Source organism: Gluconacetobacter dulcium, from assembly GCF_014174165.1.
GTDB lineage: Bacteria > Pseudomonadota > Alphaproteobacteria > Acetobacterales > Acetobacteraceae > Gluconacetobacter > Gluconacetobacter dulcium.
The window spans coordinates 69,094-88,596 of sequence record NZ_JABEQN010000007.1 but is presented as its reverse complement, the minus strand read 5'-3'; the positions used below and the strand labels follow the sequence as shown (position 1 = coordinate 88,596).

Annotated in this window: 16 protein-coding genes; 5 read left to right on the top strand and 11 right to left on the bottom strand. The window is 65.2% G+C overall.

Annotated features, from left to right (window positions below; translation table 11 throughout):
* Nucleotides 1–61 precede the first annotated feature (61 nt).
* Complete coding sequence (locus tag HLH25_RS07700) at nt 62–514, top strand: CopD family protein (RefSeq protein ID WP_182973503.1); 453 nt, start codon at nt 62–64, stop codon at nt 512–514.
* Between the two features lie 80 nt (nt 515–594).
* Here HLH25_RS07700 and HLH25_RS07695 read toward each other — a convergent pair whose 3' ends face one another.
* Nucleotides 595–2,427: a glycoside hydrolase family 15 protein gene (locus HLH25_RS07695; protein ID WP_182973502.1), complete on the bottom strand. Its 1,833-nt coding sequence runs from the start codon at nt 2,425–2,427 to the stop codon at nt 595–597.
* 377 nt (nt 2,428–2,804) lie between these two features.
* Here HLH25_RS07695 and HLH25_RS07690 point away from each other — a divergent pair, with 377 nt between their 5' ends.
* A complete protein-coding gene (locus tag HLH25_RS07690; protein ID WP_310889071.1) occupies nt 2,805–4,322 on the top strand; it encodes a DEAD/DEAH box helicase in 1,518 nt (505 codons plus the stop codon).
* A gap of 213 nt (nt 4,323–4,535) precedes the next feature.
* Entirely contained in the window at nt 4,536–5,816 is a 1,281-nt protein-coding gene (locus tag HLH25_RS07685; protein WP_182973500.1) for a class I SAM-dependent RNA methyltransferase, read from the top strand.
* A gap of 153 nt (nt 5,817–5,969) precedes the next feature.
* On the opposite strand, the gene HLH25_RS07680 is transcribed toward HLH25_RS07685, so the two are convergent.
* Nucleotides 5,970–8,039, bottom strand: a complete 2,070-nt coding sequence (locus HLH25_RS07680) for a M13 family metallopeptidase (RefSeq protein WP_375288964.1) — start codon at nt 8,037–8,039, stop codon at nt 5,970–5,972.
* 346 nt (nt 8,040–8,385) lie between these two features.
* On the opposite strand from HLH25_RS07680, the gene HLH25_RS07675 reads away from it, so the two are divergent.
* A complete protein-coding gene (locus tag HLH25_RS07675; RefSeq protein ID WP_182973498.1) occupies nt 8,386–9,237 on the top strand; it encodes a hypothetical protein in 852 nt (283 codons plus the stop codon).
* Between the two features lie 188 nt (nt 9,238–9,425).
* A complete protein-coding gene (locus HLH25_RS07670; RefSeq protein ID WP_182973576.1) occupies nt 9,426–10,097 on the top strand; it encodes a glutathione S-transferase in 672 nt (223 codons plus the stop codon).
* Between the two features lie 54 nt (nt 10,098–10,151).
* On the opposite strand, the gene HLH25_RS07665 is transcribed toward HLH25_RS07670, so the two are convergent.
* The 9 genes from HLH25_RS07665 to sufB all read right to left on the bottom strand — a co-directional run bounded on the left by HLH25_RS07665 (nt 10,152) and on the right by sufB (nt 19,498).
* Nucleotides 10,152–12,332: a beta-N-acetylhexosaminidase gene (locus HLH25_RS07665; RefSeq protein ID WP_246401613.1), complete on the bottom strand. Its 2,181-nt coding sequence runs from the start codon at nt 12,330–12,332 to the stop codon at nt 10,152–10,154.
* Between the two features lie 93 nt (nt 12,333–12,425).
* On the bottom strand, nt 12,426–13,226 hold the full coding sequence (gene nagB, locus HLH25_RS07660; RefSeq protein WP_182973497.1) for a glucosamine-6-phosphate deaminase: 801 nt from the start codon (nt 13,224–13,226) through the stop codon (nt 12,426–12,428).
* Between the two features lie 127 nt (nt 13,227–13,353).
* A complete protein-coding gene (locus tag HLH25_RS07655; protein WP_182973496.1) occupies nt 13,354–13,737 on the bottom strand; it encodes a HesB/IscA family protein in 384 nt (127 codons plus the stop codon).
* A 46-nt stretch (nt 13,738–13,783) separates the two neighbouring features.
* Nucleotides 13,784–14,212, bottom strand: a complete 429-nt coding sequence (locus HLH25_RS07650) for an SUF system Fe-S cluster assembly protein (protein WP_246401671.1) — start codon at nt 14,210–14,212, stop codon at nt 13,784–13,786.
* Between the two features lie 37 nt (nt 14,213–14,249).
* Nucleotides 14,250–14,693, bottom strand: coding sequence for a Fe-S cluster assembly sulfur transfer protein SufU (gene sufU, locus HLH25_RS07645; RefSeq protein ID WP_182973494.1), 444 nt, complete (start codon nt 14,691–14,693; stop codon nt 14,250–14,252).
* 10 nt (nt 14,694–14,703) lie between these two features.
* Entirely contained in the window at nt 14,704–15,954 is a 1,251-nt protein-coding gene (locus HLH25_RS07640; RefSeq protein ID WP_182973493.1) for a cysteine desulfurase, read from the bottom strand.
* 2 nt (nt 15,955–15,956) lie between these two features.
* Nucleotides 15,957–17,222 (bottom strand): Fe-S cluster assembly protein SufD, encoded by a 1,266-nt coding sequence (gene sufD / locus HLH25_RS07635; RefSeq protein ID WP_182973492.1) that lies wholly within the window; start codon nt 17,220–17,222, stop codon nt 15,957–15,959.
* The gene (gene sufC, locus HLH25_RS07630) at nt 17,219–18,001 is read right to left on the bottom strand and encodes a Fe-S cluster assembly ATPase SufC (RefSeq protein ID WP_174787926.1); all 783 of its coding nucleotides are present in this window, start codon (nt 17,999–18,001) and stop codon (nt 17,219–17,221) included. The genes sufD and sufC overlap by 4 nt, the downstream gene beginning before the upstream one ends.
* A 6-nt stretch (nt 18,002–18,007) precedes the next feature.
* Entirely contained in the window at nt 18,008–19,498 is a 1,491-nt protein-coding gene (sufB, locus tag HLH25_RS07625; protein WP_182973491.1) for a Fe-S cluster assembly protein SufB, read from the bottom strand.
* Nucleotides 19,499–19,503: the final 5 nt, after the last annotated feature.

Genomic DNA, 19,503 nt, shown 5'->3' with positions numbered 1-19,503 from the left:
ATACCATCGACGCCCGCGCCCCGTCACGCGGGCCATCCACTCACCCCGCCCGGGAGTTGACATGACCTCCTCAATCCTCTGGAGCCTCGTGCTCGCGATCCATCTACTCGGCATGACCGCCTGGGTCGGCGGCATGATCTATGCCGTGTTCGTCCTGCGTCCCAGCCTGGGGCTGCTGGACGCCACCCAGCGCGCGTCGGTCCACCTGCAAACGCTCACCCGCTTCTTTCGCGTCGTCTGGCACACGATGCCCGCCGTCCTGATCACCGGCTGGCTGATGATCCTGCACGAGGGCGGTTTCGCCGCCATCCCGTGGCAGGTCAACGCGATGCAGCTCCTGGGCCTGATCATGGCAGCCCTATTCGCCCGCATTTATTTCGGCCCGTTCCAGAAGGCCCGCCGCGCCATCCGCCCCCAACCCGCCCTGTTCGACTCCATCCGCTCGCTGGTGACGATCAATATCGGCCTCGGCGTCCTCACGATCCTCTCCGCCGCCATGGCCCGAGGCCTGTAGGCTGGCGCGGCTGCACCGCTCCTGTCGATCCGACGCGCATGTTCTCCGCTTCGGTGCAGCCGCTCCAGCCTATGTCAGCACTACAGAACCGGCAGCGGCGCCGCCCCCATGGTGGTGATGCGGCCGGCACTGAGAATCGACGCCGAGTTGATCAGCGACAGGTGCGAGAACGCCTGCGGGAAATTTCCCACCTGCCGCCCGGTGATCGCGTCATATTCCTCAGCCAGAAGGCCAAGGTCGCTGCACAACGCCAGCAACCGGTTGAACAGGGCGTGGGCCTCCTCCATCCGCCCCTGGGCGACATAGGCATTCACCAGCCAGAACGAGCAGGCAATGAATGCCCCCTCGTCCCCCGCTACGCCTTCGATGACATGATCGGGCAGATAGCGGCGGACAAATCCATGCTCGTCCAGTAATTCGCGCTCGATCGCCGCAATGGTACCGCTGACGCGCGGATCATCAGCAGGCAGAAAGCCGACGACCGGGATCAGCAGCAATCCCGCATCCAGCCCGGTGCCGCCGAAATACTGGACAAAGCTGTTCTTGTCCGCATTGAACCCCTCGCGGCAGACCGTGTCGTGAATATCCTGCCGCAGGGCCTTCCACTCCTCCAGCGGCGCCTCGAGCCCATATTTCTCGACATCCCGGATCGCCCGGTCGAACGCCAGCCAGCATGAGATCTTGGATACGGTAAACTGGCGCCGCCCCCCGCGGACTTCCCACATCCCTTCGTCCGGTTCCTTCCAGATGGTCGCCAGATGCTGCAACAGCCCGACCTGCAACCGCCAGCCATCGGTGATCGCGCAAAGGCGCGTCTGGCGGGCGACATGCAGGGCCGCGATCGCCTCGCCATAGACATCGAGCTGCAACTGACCGGCCGCCGCATTGCCGACCCTAACCGGCTTCGATCCCTCGTAACCGGCCAGCCAGCCGGCCTCCCATTCGTTCAGCAGCCGCTCGCCGGCGATGCCATACATGATCTGGACCTGGTCGGGACTGCCGGCGACGGCCGCCTGCAACCAGTCACGCCACGCCATCGCCTCTTCAAAATACCCACCGGCCATGATCGCGATCAGCGTCAGCGAGGCATCACGCAACCAGCAATAGCGATAATCCCAGTTCCGCCCGCCCCCCAGTTCCTCGGGCAGCGAGGTCGTCGGCGCCGCCACGATCCCCCCCGTCGGCTGGTAGATCAGCGCCTTGAGCGTCAGCAGCGAGCGCCGCACGATCGAGGCATGCTCGCCCTGATAGGTGCAGCGCCCGATCCAGTCCGACCAGAATTGTTCCGTCCGATGCAGCGCGGCCCGCGCATCGACGGGCTGGGACAACGCACCGTGCGAATCCATATAGGTCAGCACGAAAGGCACCTGATCACCTTCCGACACGATAAACCGCGACACGGTATGACGATCCTCGCCATGCAGGGCCACCGGGCAGCGCAGCACGCAACGCGAGGGGCCGGCAATGGCACTGATGCCCATATTGTCCGGCAGGCGCGTCACCCACGGCACAGACAGCCCGTAGTCAAAACGCAGCACCAGCCAGTTGAGGATCGGCACCGCCCCGCGCCGGCCTTCGACAATCCGGATCAGGGTCGGTTCGGCGGCGCCGATGGCCATGAAATCCAGGACCGCGACCACGCCGGTATGCGTCTCGAACACCGTTTCCAGCACCATGCCGTGATTGCGGTACGACCGCGTCACCGTAACGGGCGTCCCCCCACGCTCTTCGTCCGGCGCCAGTTGCCAGTGCCCGTTCTCCCCATCTCCCAGCAGGGCGGCGAAACAGGCCGGACTGTCGAATCGCGGCCAGCAGAGCCAGTCGATCGACCCGTTCCGCCCGACCAGCGCGCAACTGCGTCCATCGCCGATCAGGCCATAATCCTCGATTTTCAACGGCGTGACTGTGACCACGAATCCTCCAGAGACAAAACGCCAGAGACATGACACGCAAGGACCTGCGACACCCCGGACAGACTCCGCTCGCTTCCGTGCTCGGTGCTTGATTTTCGTCGCATTTACCGATACGGACAGTCACGCGGAATCGGAGGATTCGCCTTCATTTTCGCAAGGCCCTGCTTCGTCGCAGGAAAACAGGCCGAAATGCCTGCCGGACCACATCGTGGCGGAATGGACGGGACCACACCACTGACACGTTCGAGAGAATTTTGAGCGCCAAGACGAATGCCTCCGCTTCGGCCGAACCTGACGCCGCAGCCCATCCCGTCTCCATTGTCCCACCTGACACGGACGCCGGCTCCCCCGGTGGCGCGCTGTCCGCTTCCGGTACCGTGGACACTCCCGACGAGCCGGCCGAAGCCGCCGCACAGCCGCTCTTTTCCGATCTTGGCCTGTCCGAGCCGATCCAGCGTGCCATCGACGAAGCCGGCTACATCCACCCCACGCCGATTCAGGCCCAGGCCATCCCGTATGTGCTGATGGGCCGAGACGTGCTGGGCGTGGCCCAGACCGGCACCGGCAAGACCGCCGGCTTCACCCTGCCGATGCTCGAAATCCTGTCGGGCTCCCGGGCACGGGCTCGTATGCCGCGCTCGCTGATCCTGGAGCCGACGCGCGAACTGGCGCTCCAGGTGGCCGAGAATTTCGTCAAATACGGCAAATATCTCAAGCTGAACCACGCGCTGCTGATCGGCGGCGAGAGCATGGCCGAGCAGAAGGACGTGCTGAATCGCGGCGTCGACGTGCTGATCGCGACTCCGGGCCGGCTGATCGACCTGTTCGAGCGCGGCGGCCTGCTGCTGACCCAGACCCGCCTGCTGGTGATCGACGAAGCCGACCGCATGCTCGATATGGGCTTCATCCCCGATATCGAGAAGATCGTCGGCATGTTGTCGCCCCTGCGGCAGACGCTGTTCTTCTCCGCCACCATGGCGCCGGAAATCCGGCGCCTGGCGGACATGTTCCTGCAAAACCCCAAGGAAATCACCGTCAGCCGCCCATCCTCCGTCGCCACGACCATCGAGGCCGGACTGGTGGTGGTCGACGAGGACGACAAGCGGCGCGTGCTGCGCCAGATGCTGCGCGACGACGCGGTGCAGAACGCCATCATCTTCTGCAATCGCAAGCGCGATGTCGACGTGCTGTGCAAATCGCTGGTCAAGCACGGTTTCTCGGCCGGCGCGCTGCATGGCGACCTGCCGCAGTCGGTCCGGTTCTCGACGCTTGAGCGCTTCAAGGCCGGCGACCTCAAATTCCTGGTCTGCTCCGACGTCGCGGCGCGCGGCATCGATATCGGCGGCCTGTCGCACGTCTTCAATTTCGACCTGCCGTTCCATGCCGAAGATTATGTGCACCGGATCGGCCGCACCGGCCGCGCCGGCCGCACCGGCCACGCCTACAGCCTGGCCTCGCCGCATGACCGGGGCCTGGCCGAAGCGATCGAAAAGCTGATCGGCCACCCGATTCCGCGTCTGGCGGTCGAAGGCGTGACCCAGCTCGACTGGTCCGAGGAAGCGCGTCCCCGTGGGGGCAAGGGTCGCGGACGCGGCCGGGAGAAGGACGACCGTCGCGGCCCCAAACCCGCCCGTTCGGCCGCTGCTCCCGCCGCACCGGCCGAGGCCAGCCCCGCACCCGAAACCGCCGCCGCGCCGCCGCCAGCGCGCAAGCCCGCGCCGCCACGCCATCATCGGGAGCGCGAACTCGAAGACGCCACCGTGCAGGCAAACGGCAATCCGGTCACAGGCTTCGGCACGGAGGTCCCCGCCTTCATGCTGCTGCCCCGCCGACAGTTCACGATCACGCCCTCGGCTGACGACGAGAGCACCCATACGGCCGACGAACCGGCCTGAGCGCCCGACCGCATGTGCGCGCGGGCAGCGATCCAGCGCGCACATGCAATGTATCGGCGCCCAAGCCGATCAAGGCGGCTCCGATACGTAAAACACCCACGCCGGAGCGGCCACGATCGCTCCCGCTCACCAGCCCATATGCCAGTCAGGCTCTGAGTTCCGGGCGTCCTGGCCGACGCAGACCGGCCGGGACGATCTGGATATAAGACCCTGATGAACACCGAAATCGAAATCAGCGCACTCGGAGCGGACGGCGACGGTCTGGCCCGCATGCCGAACGGCGACCCCCTGTTCGTTCCCGGCGCCCTGCCGGGCGAACATGTCCGTGTCGAACCGTTCGATGCCCGTTCGGCCCACCTGCTGTCGGTCCTGCGCCCCAGCCCGGACCGGGTAGAGCCGCCCTGCTCCTTGTTCGGGCAATGCGGCGGCTGTGCCATCCAGCATCTGTTCCTCCCCGCCGCGCTGGCGTGGAAGAGCGAAACGGTCGTCCATGCCCTGGAGCGCGCCGGCTTTGCCGAGCCCCTCGTCACCGCGCGATTCCAGAGCCCGCCCGCATCCCGGCGGCGCGTCGATCTGGCGATCCGCCGCCGGCCGGACGGCGTGGCAATCGGCCTGCACGCACGGCGCGGGGACGTGGTCGATCTGACGACCTGCCCGATTCTCGCCCCCGCGCTGTTCGCCCTCCTCCCCGCGTTGCGCGAGGTCACCCGCTCGCTGGGCGCATTGCGGCAGAACGGCGACGTGCTGATCAACCTCCTCGACTCGGGGCCGGACCTGCTGCTGGCAACCGACGGTCCCCTGGAGCCGAGCGATCGCGCCAAACTGGCGGAATTCGCGCGCAGCCAGCGCATCCCCCGCATCGCCTGGCGCCGCACTGGCAGCACCGACACACCGGAGACCGCCGCCCAGACCGGACCGGTGCATCACCTGTTCTCGGGTATCTCCGTCGCCCCCCCTTCCGGGGCCTTCCTCCAACCCAGTCGCGAGGGCGAAGCCGCGATCATTGCAGCGGTCCTGGCCGCGCTGCCGCGCAAACTGGCGCGCCGCGACGCGATCATCGAACTGTATGCCGGCTGCGGAACCCTCTCTTTTGCACTCAGCGAGAAGGCCCGGGTCCTGGCGTTCGAAGGCCATCCCGACGCGGTCGCCGCCATGCGCCGCGCGACCAGCGGCACCCGCGTCGTCGCCGAACAGCGCGACCTGAACCGCCAGCCGATCATGGCCCGCCAGATCGCCGAAGCCAGCGCCATCGTCCTCGATCCCCCCTATATGGGTGCGGGCGCCCAGATGGCGCAGATCATCGACGGCAAGCCGGCCCGGATCATCTATGTCAGTTGCAACCCACAGGCCCTGACCCGCGACACCGCCGGGCTGAAGGCGGCGGGATACCGGCTGGACGGCGTAACGGTCATCGACCAGTTCCTGTGGTCGACCGAAGTCGAAGCCGTCTGCGTTTTCAGCGCCCCGCCCGCCCCACGCCGCCGCCCGCGATAAACCGCACGGGGCCTGATCGTTCCAGGCCGCTCCGGAAACGCGAATCGCCCATCCAAAAAAAATCAGGCCCGGATCGCCTCAACCTGAAGCGATCCGGACCTGATGTGAATATCCCCATGCGAACCGGCCGGGCTCTGCCCGGCCGGTCTTGCGTTACCAGATCTTCACGCGGTCCTGGGGCTTGAGATAAAGCTTCTGCCCGGCCTCGACGGCCCATGCAGCGTACCAGGCGTCGATATTGTGCATCGGGATATTGACGCGCGCGACCGGCGGCGAATGCGGATCGACCACGATTTCCTGGCGAACGGCATCGTCACGCACCTTCTCGCGCCAGACCTGCGCCCAGCCGAGAAACACCCGCTGGTCGCCGGTCAACCCGTCGATCACCGGGGCCGGCTTGCCGTGCAACGAGGCATGATAGGCATCGAGCGCCAGCGTCAGCCCGCCCAGATCGGCGATGTTCTCGCCCATCGTCAGCTTGCCGTTCACATGCACGCCCGGCAGCACCTCGAAGGCGTCGTACTGCGCGCCCAGCCGGTCCGCGAGTTTCTGGAACCGCACGGCATCCGCCTTGGTCCACCAGTCGCGCAGCCGCCCATGCTCGTCGAACTTGCGGCCTTCATCATCGAAGGAGTGAGTCATCTCATGCCCGATCACACCGCCGATCGCGCCATAATTGATCGCCGCATCCGCCTTCGGGTTGAAGAAGGGCGGCTGAAGAATGGCGGCGGGGAACACGATCTCGTCGAAGACCGGCATATTGTAGGCATTCACCGTCTGCGGCGTCATGTCCCACTCATCGCGATCGACCGGCTTGCCCAGATGGCCAAGCCAGTACTGCCATTCAAAGGCGACCGCCCGCGTGGCATTGCCATACACGTCGCCCTTGTGGACCTCCAGCGTGCCATAGTCGCGCCACTTGGTGGGGTAGCCGATCTGGATGGTGAAATTGTCCAGCTTGCGCAGCGCGGCGGCGCGGGTGGCCGGCCCCATCCAGCTATTATGTTCCAGACGGACATGGAACGCGGTCTTCAGCGCATCCGTCAGATGCCCCATCTCCACCTTGCTTTCCGGCGGGAAATAACGCGCGACATAGACGCGGCCGATCGCCCACCCCATCGCGGAACTCGTCGCCCCCACCGCACGCTTCCAGCGCACCGGCAGTTGCGGCTGGCCGGACAGGGTCTTGCCATTGAAGGCAAACCACGCATCGACGAACGACTTCGACAGGTCGGGGGCCGCATTGTCCGCCAGATGGAATGCAAGCCAGGCCCGCAGGGTCGCGATATCCGTCGCGCCGAGGATCTTCGCCTCCCCCGCGATCGCGCTCGGCTCGCCCGCGATCAGGACGCGCTGCGCAAGGCCCGCCTCGGGGATGCCCGCCGCCTTCAGCCATGTCGGCCAGTCGAAGCCGGGCGCGTCCTTCTGAAGCTGCTGCACGGTGCGCGGGTTGTAGCTTTTCTCCGGATCGCGCATCTCGTCGCGCGCCCAGTGCACTTTCGCAATCGCCGTCTCAAGGGCGACGATGTCGGAGGCGGCCTGCTTCGCGTCGGGCCAGCCGATCAGGCCGAGCATCTGCTCGACATAGGCCAGATACGCGGTCTTCTTCGCGGCGAAAGACGGCTTGGAATAATAATCGCGATCCGGCATGCCCAGGCCCGCCTGGTCCAGATCGAGCGCGTACCGCGTCGGGTCCTTGGCATCGGGCTGGATCATGAGCGAGAACGGCGAGGACTGGAATGTCTCCTGCGCCTTCGCCGCAAGGGCGGCGAAGGATGCGGCGTCATGCACGGCGCGGATCGCCGCCAGGTCGGCCGCCAGCGGCTTGGCGCCCAGCGCCTCGACGGCTGCCTCATCCATGAACGAGGCATAGAACGTGCCGAGCTTGCCTTCGATCGTCGTGGGATTCGCCTCGGGCTGGGACGATACGTCCTTCAGGATCGCCTGCACCCGCGTGCGCGACAGTTCCGCAAGTTCGTTGAACGGCCCCCAGCTTGTCCGATCCGGCGGAATGACCAGATGATCGACATAGGTGCCGTTGGCATAATCGAAGAAATTATCGCCCGGCTTTACCGAAAGATTGCGGCCGGGCAGGTCGAAGCCCCACGACCCCTGCGCCATCGCGGGCACGCTCGGCGTCGCGGGCGCCGTCATGGTCGCGGCGGCCTGCGCTTGCGTCCCCGCCAGCACGCCGGCAAGGCACGCCGTGCCCAGCAGCATCATGGTCCTGACACGGCGCTTCGCGGCACCGTGAAGTTTCGTCCGGATCAAATCATATTCTCCCCAGCGCGCAATCGCGCGCCGATTACGTGTTGTGGTCGTCCAGGCCCTGCATGACATGGATGTCCGCGCTCGGAAATTCGCCTGGACCATGATCCGGCCCGGACAGTCGACAATGCCGTCGAAAGAGCATGAGGCCGAACCCGCATCAAGATGTTACCGCTTCATATCGGCCACATAATGCTTGAAAAATGCTGGGGCGATGATCGCGTTTAAAGTAAAATATTATTAATCTCCAGAACGACAACAGGTATTCGAGGTAACATTTCAGGCATAATGCCGCATCGCTATGGAATCAGTCGCCGGCGGCAGCATACGTACCATCGCAAGTAATGATATCAATCGTCATGCCGACCGATATCCGATGGACAGTTACAGGATCGTCGTCACACAACGCCGGGTAAAGGATACAGGAATGCGCTTGAGGTTCTTGGCCGCTCTGCCCGCCTGGCTGTTCGTTGCCTCACCCGCATCGGCTGAAGATATCGCCATTCGCGGTGCGTTTCATCATGTCGTGCTGTCGAATCTAGGCCGCATGACGGATACGATGAACGCCATTGGCCTGAAAGACGGCCACCCGACGGGTCTGCACCTGCACGTCCGGGCGCTGCTGGAGCCCGGCGACCGTCAACCCGAAGACGCCCATATTTTTCTCGATGCGAAACAGGGCCATGTCTCCCTGTTTCCCAGAGGCGACAATGAAATCGTCCTCCCGGCCGACCCCGCCTTGCAGGCGGAAAACCCGAATGTCGTGGCGGCCCTGTCCAAAGGCCAGGAGATCCGGTTTCAGGCGACGGTCAGCATGGACCCGCCACCGGCGCCCCGTTTCACGGGCAACGACGCCAGAGCATGGTTATCGCGGCTCGATCACCAAATAAGCCGCAAGGCCGGCCTCCTCATGTCAGCCTTTCTACCGGACGCGAAGACGGTCACCATCACCCTGCCGCCCCAATCCGAACTGTCCGTGACCGAAGCCGGCAAGACATTCAGCCTCGTGCAGAACAATGGCGACAAACCCTATGATTTCTCTTTCCAGCCCCGCGTTTATCCGGCCGAGGCCGTGTTCGTCAGCACAAAGCCGATCACCGCTATGACAATGATTTTTCCAGTCCCGTTCACCCCCTGGAAGCGGACAGACTAAGCGCCTGCCACCAGAGCTTTTAAAACCGCCTCTGAAAAACGGAATCCGTCGCCTGGCGTCTCCGACGCGGCGCGCCCACGGTCACGGTCACACCAGCAACATGAACGCCCCCACGCCGTCCGACGTTATCACGAGTCCCGATGCTCCAGACCGCGCCTGAAAAAAGGACGCGACAAGGACGGCCTCTCATGATCATCGTGCATCATCTCGAAAATTCCCGCTCGCAACGTGTGCTCTGGCTGCTCGAAGAACTCGGCGTGCCATACGAGATACGCTTCTACAAACGCGATCCTCGAACGATGCAAGCGCCGCCGGAACTCCGGAAAATCCACCCGCTGGGCAAGTCGCCGATCATCACGGAAGGCCACGTCACACTCGCGGAAAGCGGAGCCATCATCGAATATCTTCTCGATGAACATGATAAAGGCCACCTGCGCCCTCCTGCCGGAACCCCGGAATATCGCAGTTTCATCTATTGGCTGCATTACGCGGAAGGATCGGCCATGCCGCCGCTGGTGATGAAGCTGATCTTCGGGATGCTGCCATCCCGCGTGCCATTCGTGCTTCGCCCCTTCGCCTCCCTCATCGCGAAGGGGATGCAGACCCAGCTTCTGGACCCCGAAATCAAGCGTCACACGGCCTTCTGGGAAGAATCGCTGACGCCGACCGGCTGGTTTGCCGGAGATTCGTTCAGCGCGGCGGATATCCAGATGAGTTTTCCACTGGAGGCCGCATCCGCCCGAACGGGAGCAGCGCGGCATCTTCTCCATGTCGGGGCGTTTCTGCGTCGTATCCACGCAAGGCCGGCCTGGAGGCGGGCACTGGAACGAGGCGGCCCTTATACCTACGCGGCAACATAAGACGGACCTGACGTGACCGGGGGAAGAATCATCCTGCTCCCCTCCCCCATATCCTCATGACGGGCCGAGAAGTTTCCTCACCGCCGGTTCGACCGCGATCATCAGCCCCGCGGGCGGCAGGCTCGCGGGGCCACCTGATGAACCGGAGACATCGGCGGAACTGTTGATGGCCGCATCTTCCTGGTCGAAAATCTCCTTCTCCTCGGCAGAGAGCGTCGGCTTGCCATCGAGCGCCCTCAACCCAACCTGGGCGATCACCGCGAGATGGCGGGAGGTCACCCGCGCCTCGGACAGACCACGGACATACGCCACCGGAGCAAACGCCGCATCATTGTCGCGCCACGCCACAAGCTGCCGCCGGAGTGCCGGCACCACCGTGCGGTCGCCCGACACATAGCGCGTCACCAGCATCGAGAACCGCAGCGCCGGCGCCGGATCGGGCGACGCCACTTCCCCGATCTCATCCAGCCTCCTGCCATGGCGTCCCACATAACGGTTCATGTTGTAATTACGCAGCGGCACCGTCGCACTGGCCAGCACCATGACCGGATCGACCGCGCCGGGCGAGAGCCGCGCCGCCATGCGCCACCGGTTCGCCTCCGCCTGCAATCCCGTGATCTGAAGCGTGGCATTCACCACCGCGAGGCGACGATACATGTCATCGACATCCCGCACCTCGGCAGGCGACCAGAACCGTTCGGCAATCGCGGCGGCACGCGGCCAGATCCGCGCATCGAGCATCTCGTCGGTCACGAGTTCCGCCCACAACGGGGCTTCGCCCCCAAGGACGAAGGCTTTCTGCTCCCCGGTCAGCGGCGGGGGGGCCGGCTCCTTGAGGAACGCATTCACCAGATCGGGGCGCATCCCCTTCTTCAGCAATCTGTCAGCCTGCTCTCGGGTCACGCCGTTCGCAGCCGGATCGTACGGGTCGACCAGATAATGCTGCCCGGCCGGCTGAAGCAGATCGAGATAATATCCGGCAGAAACGATAACCGGATGATGGCCCGCGGTCGCGGATGCGATGAATTTCGAACTCCGCCAGACATCGACCACCACGTCGGATGGAATGGCGGCCTCGCTGACCTCATCCCACCCGACCATGACCTTCCCCTGCGCGGCCAGGATCTTCTGCACCTGGACGGTAAACCCCGCCTGGAGGGCCTGCGGCGTGGTATCGCCATGCGCCTTCATCCAGGCCACGATCTTCGGATTCTTCATCCATTCGTCCGGCTCGACCTCGTCGCCACCGGCATGAAAATAGGCATCCGGAAACAGCCGCCCCATCTCACCGTAGAGCCGGCGCACAAGGCGCAGCGTCTCCGGCAGGGTGGGATCAAGCGCGGCCGTGTTCTTGTTCTTCGGCTCCGGATCGACCGGATGGGTGGCCGCCAGTTCCGGATGGGCCAGCAGCACGGCCAGGGCATGGCCGGGCAGATCGAATTCCGGCACGATGCGAATACCCCGATCCGCCGCATAAGCCACCAGATCGCGGATCTGCGCCTGGGTATAATATTGGCCGTGCGATCCCTTCGCGGTCAGTTCCGGCAGCACATGGCTCTCCACCCGAAAGCCGGTGCCGTCGCTGAGATGCAGGTGCAGAACGTTGAGTTTCAGCATCTCCATCGCGTCGATCTGGCGCCTGATGGTCTCGACCGTCACGAAATGGCGCGACGTATCGATCATGATCCCGCGCCAGACGAAACGGGGATGATCCGCAATGGTCGCAAAACCGATCTTCGGGCCGTTTTCATCCCGCACAATCAGTTGCGCGAGGGTCGCCAGACCATGGAGCACCCCATCAGGACCACCGGCCGTCAGCGTCACGCCGTCGGGGCCGACCACCAGCCGGTAATCCTCCTTCGCCCGCGTGCTCAGCCAGCCCGCATCCAGCCCGGCATCGATCCGGAGCGCAACCGGCCCCGCCGTGGGGCCGGCCGGGCGAGCCGCCACAGGCAACACCCGCCCCGCGAGCGCATCGGCACGGCGCAGAAAACGCCCGGCCGCCGCGCGCAGCATCGCAGAAGGCGGACGCCCCCACACCACGGCAAACCCCTCGGGCAAGGGAAGCGCACCGTTGGAGAAGGTCGCCGAAGACGGAAGCGGCATCAGCGCGGGAGCCACGGACTGCGCCACCACCGGCTGTTCGCCCGAGGGCGCCGCCCACGCCGGAACGACCATCATCGCAGCCAGCAGCGAAGACCCGACCAGGGCCGCGCGCGCGGTCGAAAACGCCATGCTCATCCTCTCCTGGAACGCTCCGCGGATACCGCCACGACGCGACCCGCCCAAGGGATATCGCACCGCCCAGAGTCCCGCGCCATCAATGTCTTACCGGCCGAGCGCCTGAATCGCGAGCAGTTCCGCATCATGACGCATCTGCCATTCGATCGCGTCGCGCAGCTTCAACGCGGACGCCGCCGCCGGATCGAGAAGGACGATGCAATCGGGGTGACATTGCAGGGCAGATCCCGGCACCGAGGCGCTGACCGGCCCCTCGATGGCCTGTGCGGCGATCCCGGCCTTCCGGGCACCGGTCACGACCATCAGCGCCTTGCGCGCCTCCAGGATCGTACCCGTTCCCATCGTGATGGCCCGCGTCGGCACGCGGGCCGGATCACCGTCGAACAGTCCCGCATTCTGCACCAGCGTCGCCCGCGCCAGGGTAACGACGCGGGTACGACTGGCAAGCGCGGACAACGGCTCGTTGAAGCCGATATGTCCGTTCTCTCCCAGACCGAGAAGCTGCAAATCAATCCCGCCCGCCCCGGCAATCCGCGCTTCATAGGCCCGCGCTTCCGCATCGGCATCCCGCGCCGCGCCATCGGGAACATGGGTTCGCGCAGTGTCGAGATTGACGTGCCCGAACAGATGCGCGCGCATGTAATGGCGGTAAGACTGCGCCTGTTCACCCGACAGGCCGACATATTCATCGAGATTGAAGGTGGTCACCGCACCAAAATCGATGCCATCCGCGCCGGCGATTCCGACCAGCCGACGGTAGATGCTCTCCATCGTCCGCCCCGTCGCCAGTCCAAGGACGGAATCCGGCTTGCCGCGCACCTGTCCGGCCAGCAGCTGCGCCGCCAGTTCGGCAACGCGCCCGGAATCGGAACAGATGAGAACCTTCATGCTCTTTCGCTCCTTCCCACCGCCATCGGCGGCTCGCCCATCCACTCAGGGAAAGAGCACGTCTCGCGGCCTGTACAATCCGGATTCAGACCGCATGACGGCAGCCCATCGCCCGGAGACGCCGCATTCAGACGTGGAAGCTTTCGCCGCAGCCGCAGCGGCCCTTCTCGTTCGGATTATTGAAGGTAAAGCCGGATTCGAGCTGCTTGACCTCATAATCCATCGTCGTGCCGATCAGGAACAGCGTCGCCTTGCGGTCGACCAGAACGGTCACGCCCTTGTCGGTCACCACTTCGTCCCCCGGCCCGGCCGCCTCGACGAAACTCATGTCGTAGGCATGGCCCGAACAACCCTTGGTCGAGATCGCGATCCGCAGCAACTGCCCGGCATGGGCCGTGGCGTACAACGCCCGCAGCCGATCGGCCGCCCGGTCGGACAGCGCCATCAGGGGCGGCAGAGCCCGCCTGGAAGGGGTGGGCGATGCGGTCGTCGCATTGCTGGAAACAGTCATTGGCAATCTCCCGATCCCGGCGGGCATGGCACCCCGCCGCGACGTGTCAGAACATGTTCAGGCTGAGGCGGGCATCGTCGCTCATGCGCGACATGTCCCACGGCGGGTCCCAGACGATCTCGACCGTCGCATCGGTCACGCCGGGGACGGTACGAACCGCTTCCTGCACCTGGGCCGGCAGTTCCTGCGCACTCGGACAATTGGGCGCCGTCAGCGTCATTTCAACACGCACCGTGCCGTCACGATGCAGGTCGATGGCGTAGATCAGACCCAGTTCATAGATATTCACCGGAATTTCCGGATCGAAGACGGTGGCGATCGCCGCGATCACCGCCTCCTCGTCAGGCACCGCAACGGCCGCTTCCGCCGCCGGCTGGCCATCAGGCGTCCAGCCTGCCACCGAGGGGCTGTCGCCGGCCGGCGGCGCATCGAACGAGAAGCCATGCCCCGCCGCCCCGTTCCCGGTCTCTTCCATCGCGGCCATCCTGTCGGTCTCAACCATCATTCCCGCCTCATCCGTCCTTCGAGTCTTCCGCCGGGGTCCCGGTCAACGCAGCTTCCAGCGCCGACCACGCCAACGTCGCGCAGCGGATGCGCGACCGATGCTGCCGCAAGGGCGCGAAAACCATCAGTTCCGGACGAACCCCGCCATCCTGCCCGGTCTGCAACAGGGCGGCGAAACTCCGTCCCATCGTCACGGCCCCGCCCTGGTCCTGCCCCACCGCCAGTTCGGCCATCATGTCGGCCGAAGCCAGGCAGATCGCACATCCCCTGGCCTGATGGCGCACGGTCCCGATCCGCCCGTCGCCATCAAACCATATCCCGATGCGCACCCGGTCGCCGCACATCGGGTTCGTTCCTTCGCCCCGCCCGGTCGCCCCTTCCAGCGGGCCGGCATGAGCGGGCGCACGCGCCCGTTCGATCACCTGCCGCTGGTAGAGCCCGTCCCGATCCATCGTGCCCGTCTCAGACGAAAAAGCCGCGGATCTGCGTCAGCGTCGATACCAGGGCATCCACCTCCTCGCGCGTCGTGTACAGTGCGAAACTGGCGCGCGCGGTGGCGGAGAGCCCCAGGCGCCGCATCAGCGGCTCGGCGCAATGATGGCCCGCCCGCACCGCAATCCCGTTGCGATCCAGTAGGGTGGCGATGTCGTGCGGATGCACATCATCCATCGTAAACGAAATCACACCCCCGCGCTCGGCAGGCGCTCCCACCACATGCAGGCCCGGCACCTCGGCCAGACGCGGCAACGCATATGCGACCAGCGCCGCCTCATGCGCCGCGATGGCCTCATACCCGATGGCCTCAATGTAGCTGATCGCCGCCCCCAGCCCGATCGTCTCGATGATCGCAGGCGTACCGGCCTCGAATTTATGCGGCAGGCCGGCCCAGGTGGAGTGCTCGAAGGTCACGGTGGAGATCATGTCCCCGCCACCCATGAAAGGCGGCATGGCATCCAGCAACTCCCGCCGCCCCCACAACACGCCGATCCCGGTCGGGCCATACAGCTTGTGGCCGGTAAAAGTATAGAAATCGGCATCGATCGCCTGCACATCGACCCGGCGATGCACGACGAACTGACTGCCGTCGAACAGCACGCGCGCCCCCGCCGCATGGGCGATATCGGCAATCCGCCGCGCCGGCGTCACGGTCCCCAGCACGTTCGACATGTGGGTCACGGCCACCAGCGCCACCTTGCCGTCCGCCAGCAGACGCTCCAGCGCATCCAGTTCGAGGTCGCCGTCATCGGTGATCGGCGCCACGCGCAGTTCAATGCCCGTCCGGTCCCGCAGCATCTGCCACGGCACCAGATTGGCATGGTGCTCCATCTCCGAAATCACCACCGCCTGCCCAGGCCGCATCAGGCTGCCGAAGGAGTAGGCAACCAGATTGATCGCCTCGGTGCTGTTGCGGGTAAAGATCACCTCTTCCCGCGCCGGAGCCCCGATCAGCCCGGCCACCTGGCCACGCACCGCCTCATAGGCGTCGGTGGTACGCTCGCTCATCCAGTGCAGGCCGCGATGGATGTTGGCGTATTGCGTGCGCATGGCGTCGCCCATCGCATCGATCACCTGGACGGGCTTCTGCGCGGAGGCCGCGCTGTCCAGAAAGACCAGCGGCCGGCCATGCACCGTCTCGCCCAGGATCGGGAAATCGGCACGCCGGTCGCGCAGCGAATCGATGGGGTCGAGCATCACCACGGGCGGGACATCCATAATCATGCGTCCTTTCGGTTCCACCAGGTCTCGACCGCGCGGTCCAGCACCGCCCGCAGGGCCTCGTCGCCCATCAGTTCCACCGCGTCGTGCAGAAACGCCTTGACCAGAATCGCCCGGGCCTCATCGCCCGCCACCCCCCGGCTGCGCAGGTAGAAAAGCTGCTCCGCATCCAGCGCCCCCACGGTCGCGCCGTGGCTGCACCGCACGTCGTCGGCATAGATTTCCAGTTCCGGCTTGGCGTCGATCTCGGCGGTATCCGACAGTAGCAGGGCCTGATTCATCTGGTAGCCATCGGTCTTCTGCGCAACACGCTCGACCAGGATCTTGCCCTGAAAGACGCCCCGCGCATGGCCCGCCAGCACGTTCTTCACCGTCTGGCGCGAATTGCACGCCGGCGCGGCATGGGTAATCACGCTGGTCAGGTCGGCCACCTGCCGTCCGTCCAGCAACTGCGCGCCATTGACATGCACGATGCCACCCTCGGCCGTCAGCCTGGCATGCACTTCGTGCCGCGCCAGCGCCGCCCCCAGCGTCAGGGTGAAACTGTCATAGGACGCGTCACCCGCGACCTCGGCATGAACCACCGCAAGATGCCGGGCAACCGGGTCCTCGGTCTGCAACTTGGCGTGGATCAGATGCCCGCCTTCCGCAACCGCGACATCCAGCACCGGATTGTTCAGATAATCGCCACGCCCGACCGACAGATCGAGCACCGACAGGCGCGCCCCCGCCCCCAGCACGATCCGGTGCCGGGGATGAACCGACAGCGCGACACCATCCGGCGCCACCACGACCGACAGCAGCGCCATCCGCCCGGCATCGACACCGGGCGCTACCGTCAGCGTCAGCCCGTCTTCCGCCAGCAGCGCATTCAGCGCACTGGCCACATCGTCATGCGGCGCCAGATCCGCGTCCGCCGCGAAACGCGCCACCGACACCCCGTCCGGCAGGCGCGACAGGCCGGGCGCGAAACGCCCGTTCACCATCACCGCGCGCGACAGGCCGGCATCCAGTGCATAAGCCCGCTCGGCCTCGGCCAGCAGGGCATCGACCGCCGCCGCATCGGCCCGCACCGGCGCGCCGGCAAACGCGATATCCGCCAGCGTCCGCAGCGACGTGTATTTCCACGCCTCGACCCCCGCGCGCGGCAGGCCCGCCTTGCGCAGCAGGTCGGCCGCCTGGGCGCGCGTGGCATTCCCCTCCCCGCCGGCATAGCGGTTCAGGAACGCAGCGGCGCTGACGCCGACGGGCGCGATCGCGTTCACGCGGCCTCCGCCAGGAAACGGGCATAGCCCTGGGCCTCAAGCTGCTTCGCCAGTTCCGGCCCGCCACTATGGATGATGCGCCCGCGCGCCATCACATGGATGCGGTCCGGCACGATGTAATCCAGCAGCCGCTGATGATGGGTAATGACCAGCGCCGAAAAATCCGGCGCCCGCAGCGAATTCACACCCTCGGCCACGATCCGCAGCGCATCGATATCCAGCCCGCTGTCCGTCTCGTCCAGAATGGCGAAGGACGGGTTCAGCATACGCATCTGGAGCACTTCGTTGCGCTTCTTCTCGCCACCCGAAAAGCCGACATTCACATTGCGCTTCAGCATGTCGTCGGACATCGACAGATGCTTCGTCTCCTGCCGCACCGCCTTCAGAAAGGCCACCGCGTCCAGTTCTTCCTGCCCGCGCGCACGGCGCACCGCATTCACGGCGGTACGCAGGAAGTTCGCGTTATTGACGCCCGGCAGTTCGACAGGTGCCTGAAAGGCCAAGAACAGCCCCAGCGCCGCGCGCTCTTCCGGCTCCAGCGCCAGCAGGTCCTGGCCCTTGAAGGTCGCGCTGCCCGCCGTCACCTCATAATCCTCGCGCCCCGCCAGAACGTAGGAGAGCGTGGATTTCCCCGACCCGTTCGGCCCCATGATCGCATGGACCTCACCGGCCGGGATCTCCAGATCGACGCCGCGCAGGATTTCCTTGTCCGCGCCGTTATCCGAAATCTTGGCGCACAGGCCGGCAATCCGCAAAAACTCGTTGCTCACGTCACTCATCTCCGTTCAGCCGACGCTGCCTTCAAGGCTGATCTGCAGCAATTTCTGGGCCTCGACCGCGAATTCCATCGGCAGTTCCTTCAGCACGTCCTTGCAGAAGCCGTTCACGATCAGGCCCACCGCATCTTCCTCGGACAGGCCGCGCTGGCGGCAATAGAACAGCTGGTCTTCCGAAATCTTCGAAGTCGTCGCCTCATGTTCGATCTTGGCCGACAGGTTGCGGCTTTCGATATAGGGCACGGTATGCGCCCCGCACTGGTCGCCGATCAGCAGGCTGTCGCACTGGGTAAAGTTCCGCGCCCCGGCGGCCTTGGGCATCATCCGCACCAGCCCGCGATAGGTGCTGTCGGAATGCCCGGCACTGATGGTCTTGGCGATGATCGTCGAGCGCGTATTGCGCCCCAGATGGATCATCTTGGTCCCGGTATCGGCCTGCTGATGATTATTGGTCACCGCGACCGAATAGAACTCACCCACCGCACCGTCGCCCTGAAGGATGCAGGAGGGATATTTCCAGGTAATGGCCGATCCGGTCTCGACCTGCGTCCACGAAATCTTGGACCGGTCGCCCCGGCACGCGCCGCGCTTGGTCACGAAATTATAGATCCCGCCGCGCCCCTGCTCGTCGCCCGGATACCAGTTCTGGACCGTCGAATATTTGATCGACGAATCTTCCATCGCCACCAGTTCGACCACCGCCGCGTGCAACTGGTTCTCGTCGCGCATCGGCGCCGTGCAGCCCTCCAGGTACGACACCGACGCCCCGTCCTCGACCACGATCAGCGTCCGCTCGAACTGCCCGGTATTGCGCGCATTGATGCGGAAATAGGTCGAAAGCTCCATCGGGCAACGCACGCCCTTGGGCACATACACGAACGACCCGTCGGTAAAGACCGCCGAATTCAGCGCCGCATAGAAATTGTCCGCCACCGGCACCACGCTGCCCAGATAGCGGCGCACCAGTTCGGGGTGCTCGCGCACCGCCTCGGAAATCGGGCAGAAGATCACGCCGGCCTTCGCCAGCGTTTCACGGAAGGTGGTCACCACCGACACGCTATCGAACACCGCATCCACCGCCACCGGCGGCCGCGCGGTCTCCCCCTCGGGCAGTTCCACCCCGGCCAGCATCGCCTGCTCATGCAGCGGGATACCCAGCTTTTCGTAGGTGCGCAGCAGTTCCGGATCGACCTCTTCCAGCGATTTCGGCCCCGGCTTCTTCTTCGGCGCGGCATAATAATGCGCGTCCTGGAAATCGATCGGCGGATGGCTGACCTTGGCCCAGGTCGGCTCGGTCATGGCCTGCCAGGCCTGGAAGGCCTTCAACCGCCATTCCAGCAGCCATTCCGGCTCCTGCTTGCGCTGCGAGATCAGGCGGATCGTGTCTTCGGTCAGGCCCTTGGGGGCCATGTCCATCTCGATCTCGGTCTCGAAGCCCCATTTGTAGGTGGACTGGCCCAGAGTCTCGACCGCATCGCGGGTTTCGGCAATCGCTGGCATGTCTT

Excerpts from the sequence above, each read along its gene's own strand:
- HLH25_RS07655 (WP_182973496.1), bottom strand. The coding sequence starts at position 13,737 with ATGACTGTTTCCAGCAATGCGACGACCGCATCGCCCACCCCTTCCAGG.
- HLH25_RS07700 (WP_182973503.1), top strand. The coding sequence starts at position 62 with ATGACCTCCTCAATCCTCTGGAGCCTCGTGCTCGCGATCCATCTACTC.
- sufU (WP_182973494.1), bottom strand. The coding sequence starts at position 14,693 with ATGGATCGGGACGGGCTCTACCAGCGGCAGGTGATCGAACGGGCGCGT.
- HLH25_RS07675 (WP_182973498.1), top strand. The coding sequence starts at position 8,386 with ATGGAATCAGTCGCCGGCGGCAGCATACGTACCATCGCAAGTAATGAT.
- HLH25_RS07665 (WP_246401613.1), bottom strand. The coding sequence starts at position 12,332 with ATGGCGTTTTCGACCGCGCGCGCGGCCCTGGTCGGGTCTTCGCTGCTG.
- sufB (WP_182973491.1), bottom strand. The coding sequence starts at position 19,498 with ATGCCAGCGATTGCCGAAACCCGCGATGCGGTCGAGACTCTGGGCCAG.
- HLH25_RS07670 (WP_182973576.1), top strand. The coding sequence starts at position 9,426 with ATGATCATCGTGCATCATCTCGAAAATTCCCGCTCGCAACGTGTGCTC.
- HLH25_RS07685 (WP_182973500.1), top strand. The coding sequence starts at position 4,536 with ATGAACACCGAAATCGAAATCAGCGCACTCGGAGCGGACGGCGACGGT.
- HLH25_RS07640 (WP_182973493.1), bottom strand. The coding sequence starts at position 15,954 with ATGGATGTCCCGCCCGTGGTGATGCTCGACCCCATCGATTCGCTGCGC.
- HLH25_RS07650 (WP_246401671.1), bottom strand. The coding sequence starts at position 14,212 with ATGGAAGAGACCGGGAACGGGGCGGCGGGGCATGGCTTCTCGTTCGAT.
- HLH25_RS07680 (WP_375288964.1), bottom strand. The coding sequence starts at position 8,039 with ATGATGCTGCTGGGCACGGCGTGCCTTGCCGGCGTGCTGGCGGGGACG.
- nagB (WP_182973497.1), bottom strand. The coding sequence starts at position 13,226 with ATGAAGGTTCTCATCTGTTCCGATTCCGGGCGCGTTGCCGAACTGGCG.
- sufC (WP_174787926.1), bottom strand. The coding sequence starts at position 18,001 with ATGAGTGACGTGAGCAACGAGTTTTTGCGGATTGCCGGCCTGTGCGCC.